Origin of the sequence: Streptomyces sp. S465 (assembly GCF_026898115.1) — a bacterium.
Lineage (GTDB): Bacteria > Actinomycetota > Actinomycetes > Streptomycetales > Streptomycetaceae > Streptomyces > Streptomyces luomodiensis.
The window spans coordinates 574,392-590,928 of sequence record NZ_CP114036.1 but is presented as its reverse complement, the minus strand read 5'-3'; the positions used below and the strand labels follow the sequence as shown (position 1 = coordinate 590,928).

The 16,537-nt window shown below is 72.4% G+C and carries 14 protein-coding genes; 8 read left to right on the top strand and 6 right to left on the bottom strand.

Annotation, left to right across the window (positions count from 1 at the left end):
• Positions 1 to 11 precede the first annotated feature (11 nt).
• On the top strand, positions 12 to 803 hold the full coding sequence (locus N6H00_RS02760; protein ID WP_268969905.1) for a metal-dependent hydrolase: 792 nt from the start codon (positions 12 to 14) through the stop codon (positions 801 to 803).
• Positions 804 to 847: 44 nt separating this feature from the next.
• Here N6H00_RS02760 and N6H00_RS02755 read toward each other — a convergent pair whose 3' ends face one another.
• Complete coding sequence (locus N6H00_RS02755; RefSeq protein ID WP_268969904.1) at positions 848 to 2,629, bottom strand: ABC transporter ATP-binding protein; 1,782 nt, start codon at positions 2,627 to 2,629, stop codon at positions 848 to 850.
• Positions 2,626 to 4,539, bottom strand: coding sequence for an ABC transporter transmembrane domain-containing protein (locus tag N6H00_RS02750; RefSeq protein ID WP_268969903.1), 1,914 nt, complete (start codon positions 4,537 to 4,539; stop codon positions 2,626 to 2,628). Before N6H00_RS02750 ends, N6H00_RS02755 begins: the two co-directional genes overlap by 4 nt.
• Positions 4,540 to 4,690: 151 nt before the next feature.
• Here N6H00_RS02750 and N6H00_RS02745 point away from each other — a divergent pair, with 151 nt between their 5' ends.
• Positions 4,691 to 5,431, top strand: a complete 741-nt coding sequence (locus tag N6H00_RS02745; RefSeq protein ID WP_268969902.1) for a L,D-transpeptidase family protein — start codon at positions 4,691 to 4,693, stop codon at positions 5,429 to 5,431.
• A gap of 15 nt (positions 5,432 to 5,446) precedes the next feature.
• On the opposite strand, the gene N6H00_RS02740 is transcribed toward N6H00_RS02745, so the two are convergent.
• Positions 5,447 to 5,887, bottom strand: a complete 441-nt coding sequence (locus N6H00_RS02740) for a MarR family winged helix-turn-helix transcriptional regulator (protein ID WP_268969901.1) — start codon at positions 5,885 to 5,887, stop codon at positions 5,447 to 5,449.
• 135 nt (positions 5,888 to 6,022) lie between these two features.
• On the opposite strand from N6H00_RS02740, the gene N6H00_RS02735 reads away from it, so the two are divergent.
• The 3 genes from N6H00_RS02735 (at position 6,023) to N6H00_RS02725 (ending at position 9,923) form a co-directional block, all read left to right on the top strand.
• Entirely contained in the window at positions 6,023 to 7,843 is a 1,821-nt protein-coding gene (locus tag N6H00_RS02735) for an ABC transporter ATP-binding protein (RefSeq protein WP_268969900.1), read from the top strand.
• A gap of 65 nt (positions 7,844 to 7,908) precedes the next feature.
• On the top strand, positions 7,909 to 8,604 hold the full coding sequence (locus tag N6H00_RS02730) for a response regulator transcription factor (protein ID WP_268969899.1): 696 nt from the start codon (positions 7,909 to 7,911) through the stop codon (positions 8,602 to 8,604).
• The gene (locus tag N6H00_RS02725) at positions 8,604 to 9,923 is read left to right on the top strand and encodes a sensor histidine kinase (protein ID WP_268969898.1); all 1,320 of its coding nucleotides are present in this window, start codon (positions 8,604 to 8,606) and stop codon (positions 9,921 to 9,923) included. Before N6H00_RS02730 ends, N6H00_RS02725 begins: the two co-directional genes overlap by 1 nt.
• 94 nt (positions 9,924 to 10,017) lie before the next feature.
• Here the strand turns inward: N6H00_RS02725 and N6H00_RS02720 are convergent, their stop codons facing one another.
• Genes N6H00_RS02720 through N6H00_RS02710 form a run of 3 tightly spaced genes read right to left on the bottom strand, consistent with a single transcriptional unit; the run spans position 10,018 to position 13,092 of the window.
• Entirely contained in the window at positions 10,018 to 10,920 is a 903-nt protein-coding gene (locus tag N6H00_RS02720) for a LysR family transcriptional regulator (RefSeq protein ID WP_268969897.1), read from the bottom strand.
• Positions 10,880 to 12,490: an MFS transporter gene (locus N6H00_RS02715; RefSeq protein ID WP_268969896.1), complete on the bottom strand. Its 1,611-nt coding sequence runs from the start codon at positions 12,488 to 12,490 to the stop codon at positions 10,880 to 10,882. Before N6H00_RS02715 ends, N6H00_RS02720 begins: the two co-directional genes overlap by 41 nt.
• Positions 12,487 to 13,092, bottom strand: coding sequence for a flavodoxin family protein (locus N6H00_RS02710; protein ID WP_268969895.1), 606 nt, complete (start codon positions 13,090 to 13,092; stop codon positions 12,487 to 12,489). The genes N6H00_RS02715 and N6H00_RS02710 overlap by 4 nt, the downstream gene beginning before the upstream one ends.
• Positions 13,093 to 13,293: 201 nt before the next feature.
• On the opposite strand from N6H00_RS02710, the gene N6H00_RS02705 reads away from it, so the two are divergent.
• The 3 genes from N6H00_RS02705 to N6H00_RS02695 are packed head-to-tail and all read left to right on the top strand — an operon-like array spanning position 13,294 to position 16,522.
• Complete coding sequence (locus tag N6H00_RS02705) at positions 13,294 to 14,100, top strand: 2-amino-3,7-dideoxy-D-threo-hept-6-ulosonate synthase (RefSeq protein WP_268969894.1); 807 nt, start codon at positions 13,294 to 13,296, stop codon at positions 14,098 to 14,100.
• Positions 14,097 to 15,137 carry a 3-dehydroquinate synthase II gene (locus N6H00_RS02700; RefSeq protein ID WP_268969893.1) on the top strand — a complete coding sequence of 347 codons (1,041 nt, stop codon included), beginning with the start codon at positions 14,097 to 14,099 and terminating at the stop codon, positions 15,135 to 15,137. Before N6H00_RS02705 ends, N6H00_RS02700 begins: the two co-directional genes overlap by 4 nt.
• Positions 15,137 to 16,522, top strand: a complete 1,386-nt coding sequence (locus N6H00_RS02695) for a class I adenylate-forming enzyme family protein (protein WP_268969892.1) — start codon at positions 15,137 to 15,139, stop codon at positions 16,520 to 16,522. The genes N6H00_RS02700 and N6H00_RS02695 overlap by 1 nt, the downstream gene beginning before the upstream one ends.
• Positions 16,523 to 16,537: the final 15 nt, after the last annotated feature.

The following is a 16,537-nucleotide window of genomic DNA, read 5'->3' as shown; positions in this document are numbered from 1 at the left end:
GGGGTACGACCATGATGGGACCGGCGCATTCGCTGTCCGGAGCGGCGGCCTGGCTGGGGGTGGGGGCGGCGGCCGCGGCGGCCGGCCACGCGATGCCCTGGCCGGTGCTGGTCGCCGGCGCGCTGATCTGCGCGGGAGCGGCGCTCGCCCCCGACCTCGACCACAAGGCGGCGACCATCTCGCGGGCCTTCGGACCCATCTCGCGGGGGCTGTGCGAGGTGATCGACAAGATCTCGCACTCCGTCTACAAGGCCACCAGGAAGCCGGGCGACCCGCGCCGCTCGGGCGGCCACCGCACGCTCACCCACACCTGGGTATGGGCGGTGCTGATCGGCGCCGGAGCCTCGGCGCTCGCCATGGTCGGCGGCCGCTGGGCGGTGCTCGGCATCCTCTTCGTCCACATGGTGCTGGCCGTCGAGGGACTGCTGTGGCGCGCGGCGCGGGTCTCCAGCGACGTCCTGGTGTGGCTGCTCGGGGCGGCCAGCGCCTGGATCCTCGCCGATGTGCTGCACCAGCCGGGCAACGGCTCGGACTGGCTGTTCGGCTCACCGGGCCAGGAGTACCTCTGGCTCGGGCTGCCGATCATCCTCGGCGCCCTGGTCCACGACATCGGGGACGCGCTGACCGTCTCCGGCTGCCCGATCCTGTGGCCCATCCCGATCGGCCGCAAGCGCTGGTACCCGGTCGGCCCGCCGAAGGGGATGCGGTTCCGGGCCGGCAGCTGGGTCGAGCTGAAGGTGCTGATGCCGGTCTTCATGGTGCTCGGCGGCATGAGCGGGCTGGCCGCCCTCGGCATCATCTGAGCCCCGGGCGGGGCCGGGGCGCCCGCACCGGGACCCGGCCCCGCTCACTGATGCCAGGAGCGCCACAGCGCGGCATAGGCACCGTCCGCCGCGAGGAGTTCCTCATGGCTGCCCAGCTCGGTGATCCGGCCGCTCTCGACCACGGCGATCACATCCGCGTCATGCGCGGTGTGCAGCCGGTGGGCGATCGCGACCACGGTCCGGCCCTCCAGCACCCGGCCCAGCGACCGCTCCAGATGGCGTGCCGCCCGCGGGTCCAGCAGCGAGGTGGCCTCGTCCAGCACCAGCGTATGCGGATCGGCGAGCACCAGCCGCGCCAGCGCGATCTGCTGTGCCTGCGCGGGGGTGAGCGCGAAACCGCCCGACCCCACCTCGGTGTCCAGTCCCTCGTCCAGCGCGCGGGCCCAGCCGTCGGCGTCCACCGCGCCCAGCGCCGCCCACAGCTCGGCGTCCTCGGCGGAGGCGCGGGCCAGCAGCAGATTGTCCCGCAGCGAGCCCACGAAGACATGGTGCTCCTGGTTGACCAGGGCCACATGCTCGCGGACCCGCTCGGCCGGCATCCGCGCCAGCTCCGCCCCGCCCAGGGTCACCCTGCCGGTGCGCGGGGAGTAGATTCCGGCCAGCAGCCGCCCCAGGGTGGACTTCCCCGCCCCGGACGGGCCCACCAGCGCCAGCCGCGTCCCCGGGGGCACCTTGAGGGACACCTCGTGCAGCACATCGCTGCCCTCGAGGTAGCCGAACCGCACCTCGTCCGCCCGCACCTCCCGGCCACCGGGGACCACCCCCTCGTCGGCGGGGCCCTCCTCGATCTCCCGCACCCCCACCATCCGGGCCAGCGACACCTGTGCCACCTGAAGCTCGTCGTACCAGCGCAGGATCAGCCCGATCGGATCGACCAGCATCTGGGCCAGCAGCGCCCCGGTGGTCAGATCGCCGATCGACATCCAGCCCCGCATCACACACATGCCGCCGATCACCAGCACCGAGCCGGTGATCAGGGTGTAGCTGACATTGATCACCGGGAAGAGCACCGAGCGCAGCCAGAGCGTATAGCGCTCCCACGCCGTCCACTGCCGGATGCGCAGCTCGGACTGGGCGATCCGGCGGTCGCCCAGCCGGTGGGCCTCGATGGTCCGCCCGGCGTCCACGCTCTCGGTGAGGGACGCGGACACCGCCGCGTAGCCGGCCGCCTCCGAGCGGTAGGCGCTCGGCGCGCGCCGGTAGTACCAGCGGCAGCCGATCACCAGCACCGGAAGCGCCACCAGCACCGCCAGACCCAGGGGAGGAGCGGTCAGGGTCAGCGCGCCGAGCAGCAGCCCGGTCCACACCACGCCGATGGCGAGCTGCGGCACGGCCTCGCGCATCGCATCGGCCAGCCGGTCGATATCGGTGGTGATCCGGGACAGCAGATCCCCGGTCCCGGCCCGCTCCAGCACCCCCGGAGGCAGCCTCACCGACCGTACGAGAAAGTCCTCCCGCAGATCCGCCAGCATCCGCTCGCCCAGCACCGCCCCGCGCAGCCGGACCATCCGGACGAACACGGTCTGCACCGTCAGCGCCACGGCGAACAGCGCCACAGTGCGCCCGATGTGGAGGTTCCGCTCGCCCGTGGAGAGGTCCTCGACCAGGCCGCCCAGCAGCTGCGGGCCGACCATGGAGGCGAGCACGGCGGTCGCGTTGACGACCATCAGCACGGTGAACGCGCCCCGGTGCCGCCGCAGCAGCTCACGCACATAGGCCCGCACGGTGCTGGGGGTGCCGACCGGCAGCGTCGTCGCCGACTCCGGTGCCGCCGGGTCATAGGCGGGCGGTGCCACGCCGATCATGCCGACTCCTCGATGTGTTCCTCGATCCGTCCGATGCCCTCGAGACCGTGGCCGGTCGGCGCGGTGCCCCGCCCGGCCCTCCGCGCGGCGGCCTCGCCGTCCGGCTCGCGGGTGACCACCGCGCGATACGCGGGATCGGTGGCCAGCAGCTCACGGTGGGTGCCCACCGCCGCCGCCACGCCCTTGTGCACGAACACCACCCGGTCGGCCCGGTCCAGCAGCAGCGGGCTGGAGGTGAGGACGACGGTCGTCCGGCCCGCCCGCAGCCGCCGCACCCCCTCGGCGATCCGGGCCTCGGTGTGCGAGTCCACCGCGGAGGTCGGTTCGTCGAGCACCAGCACCTCCGGATCGGTCACCAGCGAGCGGGCCAGTGCCAGCCGCTGCCGCTGGCCACCCGACAGCGAGCGGCCGCGCTCGGTGATCCGGGTGCGCATGGGGTCGGCGTCGCCCGACTCCGCCGCCGACGCCTGGGCCAGCGCGTCCAGCACATCGCCGCACTGGGCCGCCTCGAGCGCCTTTTGTGCCGAGACCTCACCGGACCTGGGCACATCCAGGAGCTCGGCGAGCGTTCCCGACAACAGCACCGGGTCCTTGTCCTGTACCAGCACCGCGGCGCGCGCCGTGGACAGCGCCACCTCGTCCAGGGCGACCCCGCCCAGCAGCGCCGACGGTGCCCCGGCACGGTCCGGGTCGTCCGTGCCGTTCGTGCTCTCCTGCGCGGAATGCCCTCCGAGCCGGTCCGCCAGCCGCCCCGCCGCGTCCGGGTCACCGCACACCACCGCGGTCAGCAGTCCGCTGGGCGCCAGCAGCCCGCTCGCCGGGTCGTACAGATTCCCGCCGAGCGGCGCGGCGTCCGCCCGCTCCGCCCGGCGCTCGTTCCCGTGCCCCGCGGCTGCGGCCCCGCCCTCCGGGGCGGAGCGCCGCAGCGCCAGCACCCGGGCCGCGCGCCGCGCGGAGGGCCGGGAGAAGGAGTACGCCATGGCGATCTCCTCGAAGTGCCGCAGCGGGAAGAGCAGAAAGGTCACCGCGCTGTACACGGTGACCAGCTCGCCCACCTCGATCCGGCCGTCGCGGGCCAGCGCCGCCCCGTACCAGACGACGCCGATCAGCAGCAGCCCCGGCAGCGCGACCTGCACGGCCGCGATCAGCGCCCACATCCGCGCGCTGCGCACCGCCGCGCTCCGCACCTCCTGCGAAGCCTTCCGGTAGCGGCGCAGGAACAGTTCCTCCCCGCCGATGCCCCGCAGCACCCGCAGCCCGGCCACGGTGTCCGAGGCCAGCTCGGTCGCCCGGCCCGCCTTCTCCCGCTGCTCATCGGCCCGGCGCGTCGCACGTGGCAGCAGCGGCAGCACGGCCAGCGCCAGCGCGGGCACACCGACCGCCACCACCACTCCCAGCGCCGGCTGGTAGAGCACCAGGGCCACGCAGAGCGCGACGGTGGTGATCGCGGCCGCCGTGAACCGGGACAGGGCCTCCACAAACCAGCCGATCTTCTCGACATCGCCCGTGGAGACGGCGACGACCTCGCCCGCCGCCACCTTCCGGGTGAGGGCGGAACCCAGCTCCACCGCCTTGCGGGCCAGCAGCTGCTGGAGCCGCGCCGCCGCCGTGATCCAGTTGGTGACCGCCGCGCGGTGCAGCATGACGTCCCCCAGCGCGGTGAGCACGGTGAGTCCCCCCATCAGCGCTCCGGCCATCGCCAGCCGGGCGCCGGAGCGGTCCACGACCGCCTGCACACCAAAGCCGATGGCGAGGGGGAAGGACACCAGTGCCGCCATGTGCACCAGACCCCAGAGGGCCGCCTTGCACTGCCCGCCCAGCTGGTTCCTGCCCAGCCAGAGGAGTAACCGCGGACCTGACCGTACGTCGGGGCGGCCGGGGTCGGGATACGGAAGATCGCGAATGTGCATGACGTCCCAAGGTCGGGGGCGGTGGAGGGCCGGGAGGAGACGTGAAAGGTTGACGTTCCCACGGCGTGGAATTCAACTGGTTTTCCGGGGAGCGGCCGGAACACGCCAATCCGCACGCGGCGCTGTCCGTTGCAGGTGGGATCATGGGGACATGCGAATCTCCGGCACGATGCCCATGCGCGCGGCGGCCGCGGCCGCCGCTGCCCTCGTCCTCCTCTCGGCCTGCGGCGACGGCGGCGGGGACAGCGGCGGAGACAAGGGCGGAGACCAGGGCAAACAAGCGCTGCGCGGCGGGGCGTCCACACCGGATCCCACGCGTATCCCGGAGGTGGGAGACCGGCTCCAGTCCCGCATCCCGGACCAGTCCCGTCAGGTCGTGGCGGTCTACGGCAAAGGGGTGAACTCGGCGGACGCGACCGTGGTCCTCTACACCAAGGAGGGCACGGCATGGAAGCGGACCCGCAGTTGGACGGCGCACAACGGCAAGCGCGGCTGGACGACGAACCATCATGAGGGCGACAAGCGCAGCCCGGTCGGCGTCTACACGCTCAGCGACGCGGGCGGTGTGCTGCCCGACCCCGGCGCCCGGCTGCCGTACACCTCCTCCGGCTCCTTCGCGGCGCCCCACTACTGGCCCAAGTCCCACTGGACCGACTTCGACTACGTCATCGCCATCGACTACAACCGCGTCAAGGGCACCTCACCGCTCGATCCGACCCGGCCCGAGGGGCAGAGCAAGGGCGGCAGCATCTGGCTGCACATGGATCACGGCAGCGGCACCTCGGCCTGCGTCAGCCTCTCCAAGTCCGGTATGGAGTATCTGCTGAAGAACCTCGACCCCAAGCTGCACCCGGTGGTGGTCATGGGGGACAAGGCGCATCTGGCCGCCTGAGCGCGGCACGGCACCTCAGCAGCGGTGGTCCGGGGCTCCGGACAGGGCGTCCAGCAGCTCACCCAGCGCCTCGCGCTGCCGCTCGCTGAGCGGTGCCAGGATGTCCTCCGCGGCGGAGCGGCGTGCCTCGCGCAGTGCGCGCAGCGTGGCACGCCCGGTGTCGGTGAGCTCGACGCGCACCACCCGGCGGTTGGACGGATCCGGTACGCGGCGCACCGAGCCATGCGTCTCCAGGGCGTCCACCAGCGTCGTCACGGCGCGCGGGACCACCTCGAGGCGCCGCGCCAGGTCCGCCATCCGCGGCGGCTGGTCGCCGTGGGCGACGGTGCGCAGCAGGCGGGACTGGGCGGGGGTGATGCCCAGCGGCTCCATATGGCGCTTCTGGGCGCGGTGCAGTCTGCGGGTCAGGTGCAGCAGCCGCTCCGCGAGGAGGCCGGAGGTCTCGGGGGTGGACATGATCGCAGCTTATCAGGACCTGGTTCATTGTGAGCATAGGTAACAATGAGCTATGCTCCGAAAGTCCGCGCCGCCGCGTCCACGGCTCCACCATGCCGTCACCCATGGCGCCCTCCCTGCCTCCAGAAGGAGCCCATGCACCCCGACACCCCGTCATGGACCCCGTCCGCCCGGGAGTCCGAGCAGCCCGCCCAAGTGCGGCGCATCCTCCGCCTCTTCCGTCCCTACCGCGGCCGCCTCGCCCTGGTCGGCCTGCTGGTCGCCGCCTCCGCGCTGGTCTCGGTCGCCTCACCGTTCCTGCTCCGGGAGATCCTCGACACCGCCATCCCCGACGGCCGCACCGGTCTGCTCACCCTGCTCGCCCTCGGCATGATCGCCGCGGCCGTCGTCAACAGCGTCTTCGGCGTCGTGCAGACCCTGATCTCCACCACCGTCGGCCAGCGGGTCATGCACGATCTGCGCACCGCCGTCTACGACCGGTTGCAGCGCATGCCGCTCGCCTTCTTCACCCGCACCCGCACCGGCGAGGTGCAGTCCCGGATTGCCAATGACATCGGCGGTATGCAGGCCACCGTCACCTCCACCGCGACCTCGCTGGTCTCCAACCTCACCAGCGTGGTCGCCACCGTCGTCGCGATGCTCGCGCTCGACTGGCGGCTGACCGTCGTCTCGCTGCTCCTGCTGCCGCTGTTCGTCTGGATCAGCCGGCGCGTCGGCACCGAGCGCAAGAAGATCACCTCACAGCGCCAGAAGCAGATGGCGGCCATGTCCGCGATGGTCACCGAGTCCCTCTCGGTGAGCGGCATCCTGCTCGGCCGCACGATGGGCCGGTCGGCGTCGCTCACCCAGCAGTTCGCCCAGGAGTCCGAGCGCCTCGTGGGCCTGGAAGTGCGCTCCAACATGGCCGGCCGCTGGCGGATGTCCACCATCGGCGTCGTCATGGCGGCGATGCCCGCGCTGATCTACTGGGCCGCGGGAATCGCCCTCCAGGCCGGCGGTCCGGCCGTCTCCATCGGCACGCTCGTCGCCTTCGTCTCGCTCCAGCAGGGGCTGCTCCGCCCCACCGTGAGCCTGCTGTCCACCGGTGTGCAGATGCAGACCTCCCTCGCCCTCTTCGCCCGCATCTTCGAATACCTCGACCTGCCGATCGACATCGCCGAGCCCGCCGAACCGGTGCGGCTGGAGCGGGTGCGCGGCGAAGTCCGCTTCGACGGCGTCGACTTCGACTACGACAGCGAGAACCCCGGTACGTCGAAGGGCACCCTGCGCGGCATCGAGCTGACCGTTCCCGCGGGCGGCAGCCTGGCCGTCGTCGGACCGACCGGCTCCGGCAAGACGACCCTCAGCTATCTGGTGCCACGGCTCTACGACGTGACCGGCGGCCGGGTGCTGATCGACGGGGTGGACGTCCGCGACCTCGACTTCGACACCCTCTCCCGGGCCGTCGGCGTCGTCTCCCAGGAGACCTATCTCTTCCACGCCTCGGTCGCCGAGAACCTGCGCTTCGCCAAGCCCGACGCCACCGACGAGGAGATCGTGGCGGCGGCCGAGGCCGCCCAGATCCACGACCACATCGCCTCCCTCCCGGACGGCTACGACACGCTCGTCGGAGAGCGCGGCTACCGCTTCTCCGGCGGCGAGAAGCAGCGTCTGGCCATCGCCCGCACGATTCTGCGCGACCCGCCCGTCCTCATCCTCGACGAGGCCACCAGCGCCCTGGACACCCGCACCGAACAGGCCGTGCAGCAGGCCATCGACGCGCTCTCGGCCGGCCGCACCACGATCACCATCGCCCACCGGCTGTCCACCGTGCGCGACGCCGACCAGATCGTGGTCCTCGACGGCGGCCGAGTCGCCGAGCGCGGCACCCACGAGGAGCTGCTGGTGAAGGACGGACGCTACGCCGCACTGGTACGGCGCGACGCCCAGCTGTCGCCGGTGGCGCCCGCCGTGTAGCACGGATCCTGGTGTGGCCGGGACATGGCGCGCCGCCCGTGCGTCCGGACTGCCAAGATGAGTGGATGATCTATCCAGCCGATACAGACCAGTCGACTGCGGATCAGACACGGCTGTTACTGGTCGAGGACGACCGGGAAACCGCAGACATGCTGACCGAACTGTTCAGTTCGGAGGGTTACCGCGTCGATGTGGCGTTCGACGGCCATCGGGGGCTTCATCTGGGTCTCAGCCGACGACATCAGGTGATGGTCATCGACCGCATGCTCCCCGGCATCGACGGCCTCGACCTGGTGAAGCGGTTGCGCCGGGTCGGCCTCACCACCCGGGTCCTGATGCTGACCGCACTGGGGGAACTGGGCGATCGGGTCAGCGGTCTCGACTCCGGCGCGGACGACTACCTGGTCAAGCCGTTCGAGGTGGACGAACTGCTGGCCAGGGTGCGGGCGCTGCACCGGCGCGGCCTCTCGGACGCCGAAGTCCTTCCGCTCGGCGACGGACAGCTCGACCTCCAGCGCCGCGAGGTCCGTCTCGCCGACGGCAGGTGCGTCGAGCTGTCCTTGCGGGAATGCGCGTTGCTCCACACGCTGGCGGACGGCCCCAGGACCGTGTACGGCCGCTCACACCTGCGCGAACGCGTGTTTCCCGACACCTCGGCGGACTCCATCGTCGACACCTACGTCTACTACCTGCGGCGGAAGCTGGGCCGCGATGTCGTCCGCACCGTACGCGGGAGCGGCTACCAGATGGGAACGCTGTGATGTCGCTTCCGGCCCTCTTCCCGCGCCGTACGGCCCGCAGCCCCGAACAGCGCAGGCTCGCCTCCGCCCAGTGGACGATCACCCTGCGCATCTCGCTGGTGATGTCGGTGATCATGTTGCTGGTCGGGGCCATCGTCTACTGCGTCGTCCTGGTCGCCCAACGCGCCGACGCGGAGCGCGAGACCCAGTGGAGCGTCGAGCACAACACCGTCGACAGCCCGCCGGTCTGCGTGTGGATGACCGTGGAGCGGGACGGGTTGGTCCGCAGCACCCCCGGTATCCCGGCTGGACTGCCCGTGACCTCCAGCCTGGACGCGGTCCGCGAGGGCGGTTCACCGAGGCTGGAACGGGTGGAGCGAGGGGGTGAGGAGTACACGGTGCGCACCGCGTGGCGCGGCTCGGAGCTCGTCCAGGCGGCGTACGGGGAACGCTTCCAGCGCGCCGACCGCAACCACCTGCTGCTGGCCTTCGCGGCGGCGGAGGCGGTCGGCCTGGTGCTCGTCGCGGTCGCCAGCGGCCTGCTCGCGCGGCGCGCCATGACACCGCTGTCCGAGGCCCTGGACCGGCAGCGGCGGTTCGTCGCGGACGCCAGCCACGAACTGCGCACTCCGCTGACCCAGTTGCACACCCGCGCGCAGCTCCTGGCCCGCCGTTCCGGTTCGGCGAGCCCCCAGCAGCTGGCCGGTGACCTCCAGCGGCTGGTGACCGGAACGCGCCAGCTCGGCGACATCATCGACGACCTGCTGCTGTCCGCGCGGCTCTCCCGGTCGCCGGGCTCCTGCGAGCCCGTCGACCTCGACATCCTCGCGGAGGAGGCGGTGACCGCCGAGGACGCGCGAGCCCAGTCGATGGGGCTGACCGTGCGTCTGCGGTGCGGGCCGGAGCGGCATGTGGTGATGGGCACCGCGCCGGCCCTGCGCCGGGTGATCGCCGCGCTGGTCGACAACGCGATGGGGCACACCCCGCCCGGCGGGGAGGTCGTGGTGTCCGTGGACGCCCCGCTCCCCGGCACCGTGTCGCTGTCCGTACGCGACACCGGCGTCGGGTTCCCGCCGGAGGAGGCCGAGCGCATCTTCGAGCGGTTCGCCAGGGGCACCGCCGGTGGCCGGGGCAGACGGTTCGGGCTCGGCCTGGCGCTCGCCCGTGAGGTGGTCGAGAGCCATCGGGGGCGGATCACCGCCGAGGGACGCCCGGGGGACGGCGCGCTGTTCACCGTCGAACTGCCGACGGCGCGGGTGGCGGAGACGATCCCGCGACCGCGGCCGAGCGCGGCGTGCCTCCCCGCGGGCGCCCGGGGTACGGATGCCCCCGGCCCCTGACCGGTCACCGCCTGGCCGGTGACGGGTGGTTTCACGAGCCGGCCGGTGGCCGGTGGTTCCACGGCCGGGCCGGTGACCGACCGCGTGGCCGGGCTCACGAGGCGCGCCGTCCGCGCCAGTCCAGCGCGCCGCTGTCGATGTCCTCGGCGAGCCCGGCCAGCGGCGACGCGGCGTCCCACACCAGCCGCGTCCGCCGCCACAGCCGGCCGTTCGCCAGTCGCTTCCACACGATCCCCTGGCAGTGGTCGCCCGGTGAGAGGAAGACCCCGACCGCGTTCCCGGCGCTCACGATGGCCGCCGTGGTGGTCTGGTCGGCGCCGAAGTACCGGAACCGAGGGGTGAACCCGGCGCGTTCGCAGGCGATCCGCAGACTCAGGCCGAGACCGTCCGAGCGGTCACCGGGCGCGACCCAGACGTCCTCGGCCAGTTCTTGGAGGGTGAGCCGTTGCCGGTGGGCCAGCCGGTGACCGGGGGCCAGCCCGATCAGCACCGGTTCGGTGTCCAGGTCGCGGACGGTGAAGTCGCGGACCGGGGGCGCCACCACGTCCGGGAACTCGCTGACGACCGCGAGCGCGATCTTCTCGGTGCGCAGCAGCTCCAGCACGGCCTGGGAGGACGGCTCCAGATAGGTGAGCTGTTCGTGGTGCGGCAGCCGCTCCCGGATGAGCGCGGCGATCCGCGGCACCCACGGATTGTCCACTCCGCCCAGCGCGACGGCCTGCGGCGGTTCGGCCGGCCGGGCCAGCGTCCGCGCCGTGGTGAGCAGATCGCCGAACTCGTCGAGCAGCTCCCGGGCCCGCCCCAGCACATGGACGCCGAGTTCGGTCGGCACCACGCCCTGTGGGCGGCGGCGGAACAGCGGACCGCCGAATTCCTGCTCAATGCGTCTGAGCTGCGTGGACAGTCCGGATTGCGCGATGTTCAGTCTGGTGGCCGCGTGGCTGATGCTGCCCGCCTCAGCTACGGTGAGCACGATCCGCAGGTGGCGCAGATCCATCTCCACTTGCTGCCTCCGTCTGTGATGGTCGCGGCCGGAAATATCCGATGACGAGTACGGCGCCGGCCAGGGACAGCAGCGCCGTCCAGGTGGCGGTGACGTACATGGCGTGCAGATACGCGCGGTTCGCGGCGGCGAGGAGATCGGGCCGGTTCAGCGATCTGGCCACCGCCCGGGTGGCCTCCGCGGAGTCCATGGCCCGGTCCCGTGTCCCCGGGGCCAGTCCGTCGAGCGCGGGCCGGATGTTCCCGCGGTAGGCGGTGGCGAGCACGGAGCCGAGCACCGCGACCCCGAGGGTGCTGCCCACCGGCCGGGTCGCGGCGCTGACGGCCGCGCCGGCGCCGGTGTACCGCCGCGGCAGGGCGGCCATCATCTCGGCCGTCATCGGCGCGACCACCAGCCCGATACCGGCGCCCTGCGCGAAGAGGACCCCCGCGATCCAGGCCACCGGGGTGTCCGCGGTGAAGAACACGTAACCGCCGAAGGTCAGGCCGGCCAGGAGTATCCCGGCGACCGCGCACCAGCGGACGGTCAGCAGCCGGCAGAGGGCGGGGGAGACCTGGTTGCCGAGGACGATGCCGCCCGCGGCGGACGCCATCACGCCCCCGGCGGCCAGCGCCGACAGCCCGTGCACCCCTTGCAGGTAGAAGGCGCAGTAGAAGAGCTGTCCGGCCAGGCCGAAGAAGAGCAGCAGCAGGGTCACGCTGCCGCCCGCGAAGCGCGGCTCGGCGAAGAGGCGCACATCGAACCCCGGTGTCTCCCGGCGGCTCTGCGTCACCACGAGCGCCGCCAGCAGGGCGAGGCCGACGGCGAGGGGCAGCAGGGCGGCCGGGCTCGTCCAGCCGGCCGGGCGGCCGCCCCGGATGACGCCGTACACCACGAGCCCCAGCCCCAGGACGGAGAGCACCAGGGCCGACGCGTCGAGCACCCTGCGCTCGGCATAGCGCACCTCGGGCACCAGGAGAGCCGCGCCGGCCAGACACACCGCCACCACCGGAAGGTTGACGAGGAACACCGATCCCCACCAGAACCGGGTCAGCAGCGCCCCGCCCACCACCGGTCCGAGCGCGACGGCCGCGCCGCCCGCCGAGGCCCAGATGGCGATCGCCCGGGTCCGGTGGGCGGGCGCGGTACCGCGGGTGACGATCGCCAGTGTCGCCGGGGTGATCAGCGCCCCGCCCGCGCCCATGAAGCCGCGGGTGACGGTCAGTTCCGTGGCCCCGGGCGAGAACGCGGCCGGCGTGGCGGCGGCGGCCAGCACCACCAGCCCGGCGACCAGGACGCGGCGCGGCCCGTAGCGGTCGGCCAGAGCGCCTCCGGTGAAGCTGCCCGCGGCGAAGACCAGCGAGTACGAGGCGTTGGCCCAGGCCAGGTCCGCGGAGCCGGCCCCGAGCCCGCGAACTGGGTCGGCGAGGGTCTCCATCGTCACGTTGAGGACCGTGTTGTCCAGCAGGACCAGCGTCTGCGCCAGAACCGCCACCGCCACCGTCCACCACGGCCGCGCCGGGGCGGCCGCGCCGCCGGGCCCGCCCGCGGTGGGGGCGGCCGGCGCCATGGGCCGGTGGCTCACGACTCCAGCGCTCGCCGGCCCGCGACGACGGTCCGGGTGAGCTCCGCGACCCGCTGTCCGAGGTGTTCCGCGGTGGCGAGGTCGGATGTGTGCACCGCGCCCGACCTGTCGTCCACGGGGGACTGCGCCGCCGCGCCCTGGTAGAAGCCGAGCCGGTTGGGGTCGAACTCGCTGCCGGAGGAGGAGTTCCAGCCGGGGGCCAGGCCCAGGCTGACCCAGAGCATGCCGTGCTGTGCGGCGAGGGTGGCGAAGTAGCCCAGGGTGCCGGCCTTGTCCCCGGCCATCGAGCCGGAGTTGGTGAAGCCCGCGGCCAGCTTGTCCTGCCAGCGGCGGCTGAGCCAGCGCCTGGCGCTCGCCTCGGCGAAGGTGTGGAAGGCCGACGAGGCGGTGCCCATGTAGGTGGGTGCGCCGAAGACGATCGCGTGGGCGTCGTCGAGCCGCTGCCACTCCTGGTCGCTGATCCGGTCGACCCGGATGGTGGTGACCTCGGTGTGCGGAACCCGGCTCGCTCCGGCTCGTACCGCCTCTCCCAGCCTGGCGGTGTGGCCGCGGCCGCCGTGACAGGCGATCGCGAGGTGTACCGGGTCGGTCAAGGCGGACATACCAGTCTCCTCGGAAAAGCGGTTCCGGCGCTTGCGGAATAGCCGCCGGACAGCCTGTCAGAGAAATCTCAGAACTTTCTCAGAGCCGCATAACCGCGAAGTTATGGAGATTCAATATCCACTCGCTTTCGCAAGGGCGTGTCATTCTGGCCCGGTAATCCCGAAGCGCCGTCCACCCGTTGGGAGAGGTGTGTCTGGAACATGACCGATATTGGTAAATCATTCCGGATGCGGAGACTCTCCGCCGTGGGGGACGGAAGACATCTCTTCGTCCCGCTCGACCACAGTGTGTCCGATGGACCGGTGGTGCCCCAGGCCCGCTGGAACGGGCTGCTGCGGGCGGTGGTGGACGGCGGCGCGGACGCGGTCATCGTGCACAAGGGCCGGGCGCGCACCATCGCACCGGCCATCCTGCGCCACTGCGCCCTGGTGGTGCACCTGAGCGCCGGAACCGCGCACGCGGCCGACGCCGACGCCAAGGTGCTCGTCGGCGAGGTCGAAGAGGCCGTGCGGCTGGGCGCGGACGCGGTGAGCGTGCATGTGAATCTCGGCTCGGACACCGAACACCGGCAACTCGCCGACCTCGGGACCGTCGCGGCCTCGTGCGACGTCTGGAACATGCCGCTGCTCGCGATGATCTATCCGAGAGGGCCGCGGATCGCCGATCCGCACGACCCGGCGCTGCTCGCCCACGCGGTCAACATCGCCGCGGACCTCGGTGCCGACCTGGTGAAGACCTCGGTCGCGCTGCCCCTGGAACGGATGGCCGAGGTGGTGGACTCCAGCCCCCTGCCGGTCCTCGCCGCGGGGGGCCCGCCCGACGGCTCGGACCTGATCGGTCACGGGACCTCGTTGATGCTGGCCGGCTGCCGGGGCCTCGCGGTCGGCCGCCGGATCTTCTCCGCACCCTCCCCCGCCTCGCTGGTGAGCAGGCTCGCCGCCGTCGTCCACGCCGTCGACGCCGGAACGGCCCCCCACCCCCCGACGATTGCGACAGGAGCCGCATGAAGTTCGCATGGATCGACCTCCGAAGCGTTCCGCAGGCACGGCTGGAGTCCGTCGTGGACGCCGCCATCCACACCCGGATGCGGGGTGTGCTCTGCGACGACGAATCCGTCCTGAAGTCGCTGCCCCCGACCGTCACCGCCGTCACCACCACGACGGTGACCGAGGAGGGCCAACTGCACGACCTCGGCGCCGACACCGCCGGCTGGGTCGACGTACACGACGAACCGTCGCTGCGGCTGGCGTGCGCCGCCGCCGTCGCACTGCCCTTCACCGTGGTCCGCTTCGCCGACCCGACCAAGATCCCCCTGGAGATCGTGCTCGCCGCCGCGGACCGCTCCGCGGGCAAGCTGGTCACCGTCTGCGCCGACCTGGAAGAAGCCGCCACCGTGCTGGACGTGCTGGAACGCGGCTCGGACGGCGTCCTGTTGGCCCCCTCCGACGCCGACGAGGTGTTCGCGCTGGCCCGGCTGCTGGAGGCCGGTTCCGAGCCTCTGCGGCTGACCACGCTGTACGTCGACGGCATCGACCACCACGGGCTCGGCGACCGGGTGTGCGTGGACACCTGCACGCATTTCGCCGAGGACGAGGGCATCCTGGTCGGCTCCTACTCGACCGGCTTCATCCTGTGCTGCAGTGAGACCCATCCGCTGCCGTACATGCCGACCCGCCCGTTCCGGGTCAACGCCGGCGCCCTGCACTCCTATGTGCTCGGTCCGGAGAACCGCACCAACTACCTGAGCGAGCTGCGCTCGGGCAGCACGACGCTGGCCGTCAACGCCGAGGGCAGGACCCGGCCGGTCACCGTCGGCCGGGCCAAGCTGGAGTCCCGGCCGCTGCTGACCATCACCGCGCGGTCGGCCGAGGACGTCGTGGTGAGCCTGACCGTCCAGGACGACTGGCATGTGCGGGTGCTCGGGCCGGGCGGGAAGGTGCACAACGTCACCGAGCTGCGGCCCGGCGACGAACTGCTCGGCTACCTGGCCACCGACCAGCGCCATGTGGGCTTTCCCATCGGCGAGTTCTGCAAGGAAAACTGATGGCCGCGGGCATGAGCGAGCTCGTCGATACGCTGTTCGACGCCCATCCCGGCGAGCTGCCCTACCTCGTGCACGGCGAGCGCCCGGTGAGCCGGGCCGAGGTCCGGGACGCCGCGGCCATGGAGGCGGGCGTCTTCGCCGGGCACGGCATCGGCGAGGGGCATACGGTGATGCTGCGGATACCGCCGAGCCTCACCCAGATCGAGGTGCTGTTCGCGCTGTGGCGGCTGGGTACCCAGGTGATGCTGGTCGACCACCGGCTCAAACCGTCCGAAGTGGACGCCCTGCGCGCGCTGTGCCATCCGCAGTTCCTGGTCAGCGCGGGTACGGCGGGCCGCTCGCCGCTCAGCTTCGAGCCCCGGTACGAGGTGGTCACCTCGCGGTGCGCGGGCGGCCGCGCCGCGGCGACCGAGCACCGGCTGGTGCAGTTCAGCTCGGGCTCGACCGGGCTGCCCAAGGTGATCGGGCGGACCCCGGCCTCCCTGGCGGCCGAGATCGACCGGTTCACCCGGATCGAGGGGATGCCGACCGCGGGTGAGCGGGTGCTGCTGCTCAGCTCGACCGCGCACAGTTTCGGCCTGATCGCCGGGGTGCTGCACTCCCTGGCCGCGGGCGTATCGGCGGTGTTCGCCCGACGGGTGTCGGCCAAGGACATTCTCGCCGCCGCCGGGCACCACGACGTCCACGCGATCTTCGGCACGCCGTTCCACTACGAACTGCTGAGCACCGCCCGCGATCTGCCCGCCCTGCCCGCCTTGCGCGCGGCGGTCTCCGGAGGGGAGATCATGCCGCCGGAGACGGCCGCCCGGTTCGCCGGCCGGTTCGGCGTCGGGGTCGGCGAATCGTACGGAACCACCGAGACGGGCGTCATCGCGATGGAGGTGAGCGGCGCCTCGCGGCCCACCGTCGGCCCGGCGGCGCCCGGTGTGCGGCTCCGCGTCCGCGAGGGTGAGCTGGAGGTGTGGCTGCCGGACGGCTCACCGTATCTGCACGCCTCCGGCGGCGACCGGTACGCCGACGGCTGGCTGCGCACCCGGGACCGGGCCGAGCTGGACGCCTCCGGCGCCGTGCGGCTGCTGGGCCGTGGCGACTCCCTCGTGGTCATCGGCGGCCTCAAGGTCGATCTGACCGAGGTGGAAGCCGTGCTGCGGGAACACCCCGGCGTCCGAGGGGCCGTGGTCGTGCACGCCGGCACCACCGAAGCCTATGTGGCCACCGGACCGGACGGCCCCGCGGCCGGGGACCTGCTGCGCTGGTGCCGGGACCGGCTGGCCGACTACAAGGTGCCCCGCGTGGTCCACGTCCTGACCGATCTGCCCCGCACCTCCAACGGAAAGCTCATCAGGCGCCGAGAGGCCCTGCTCGCCCGCTCTCCCCAACGCTGACGCCTCTTTTTTCTT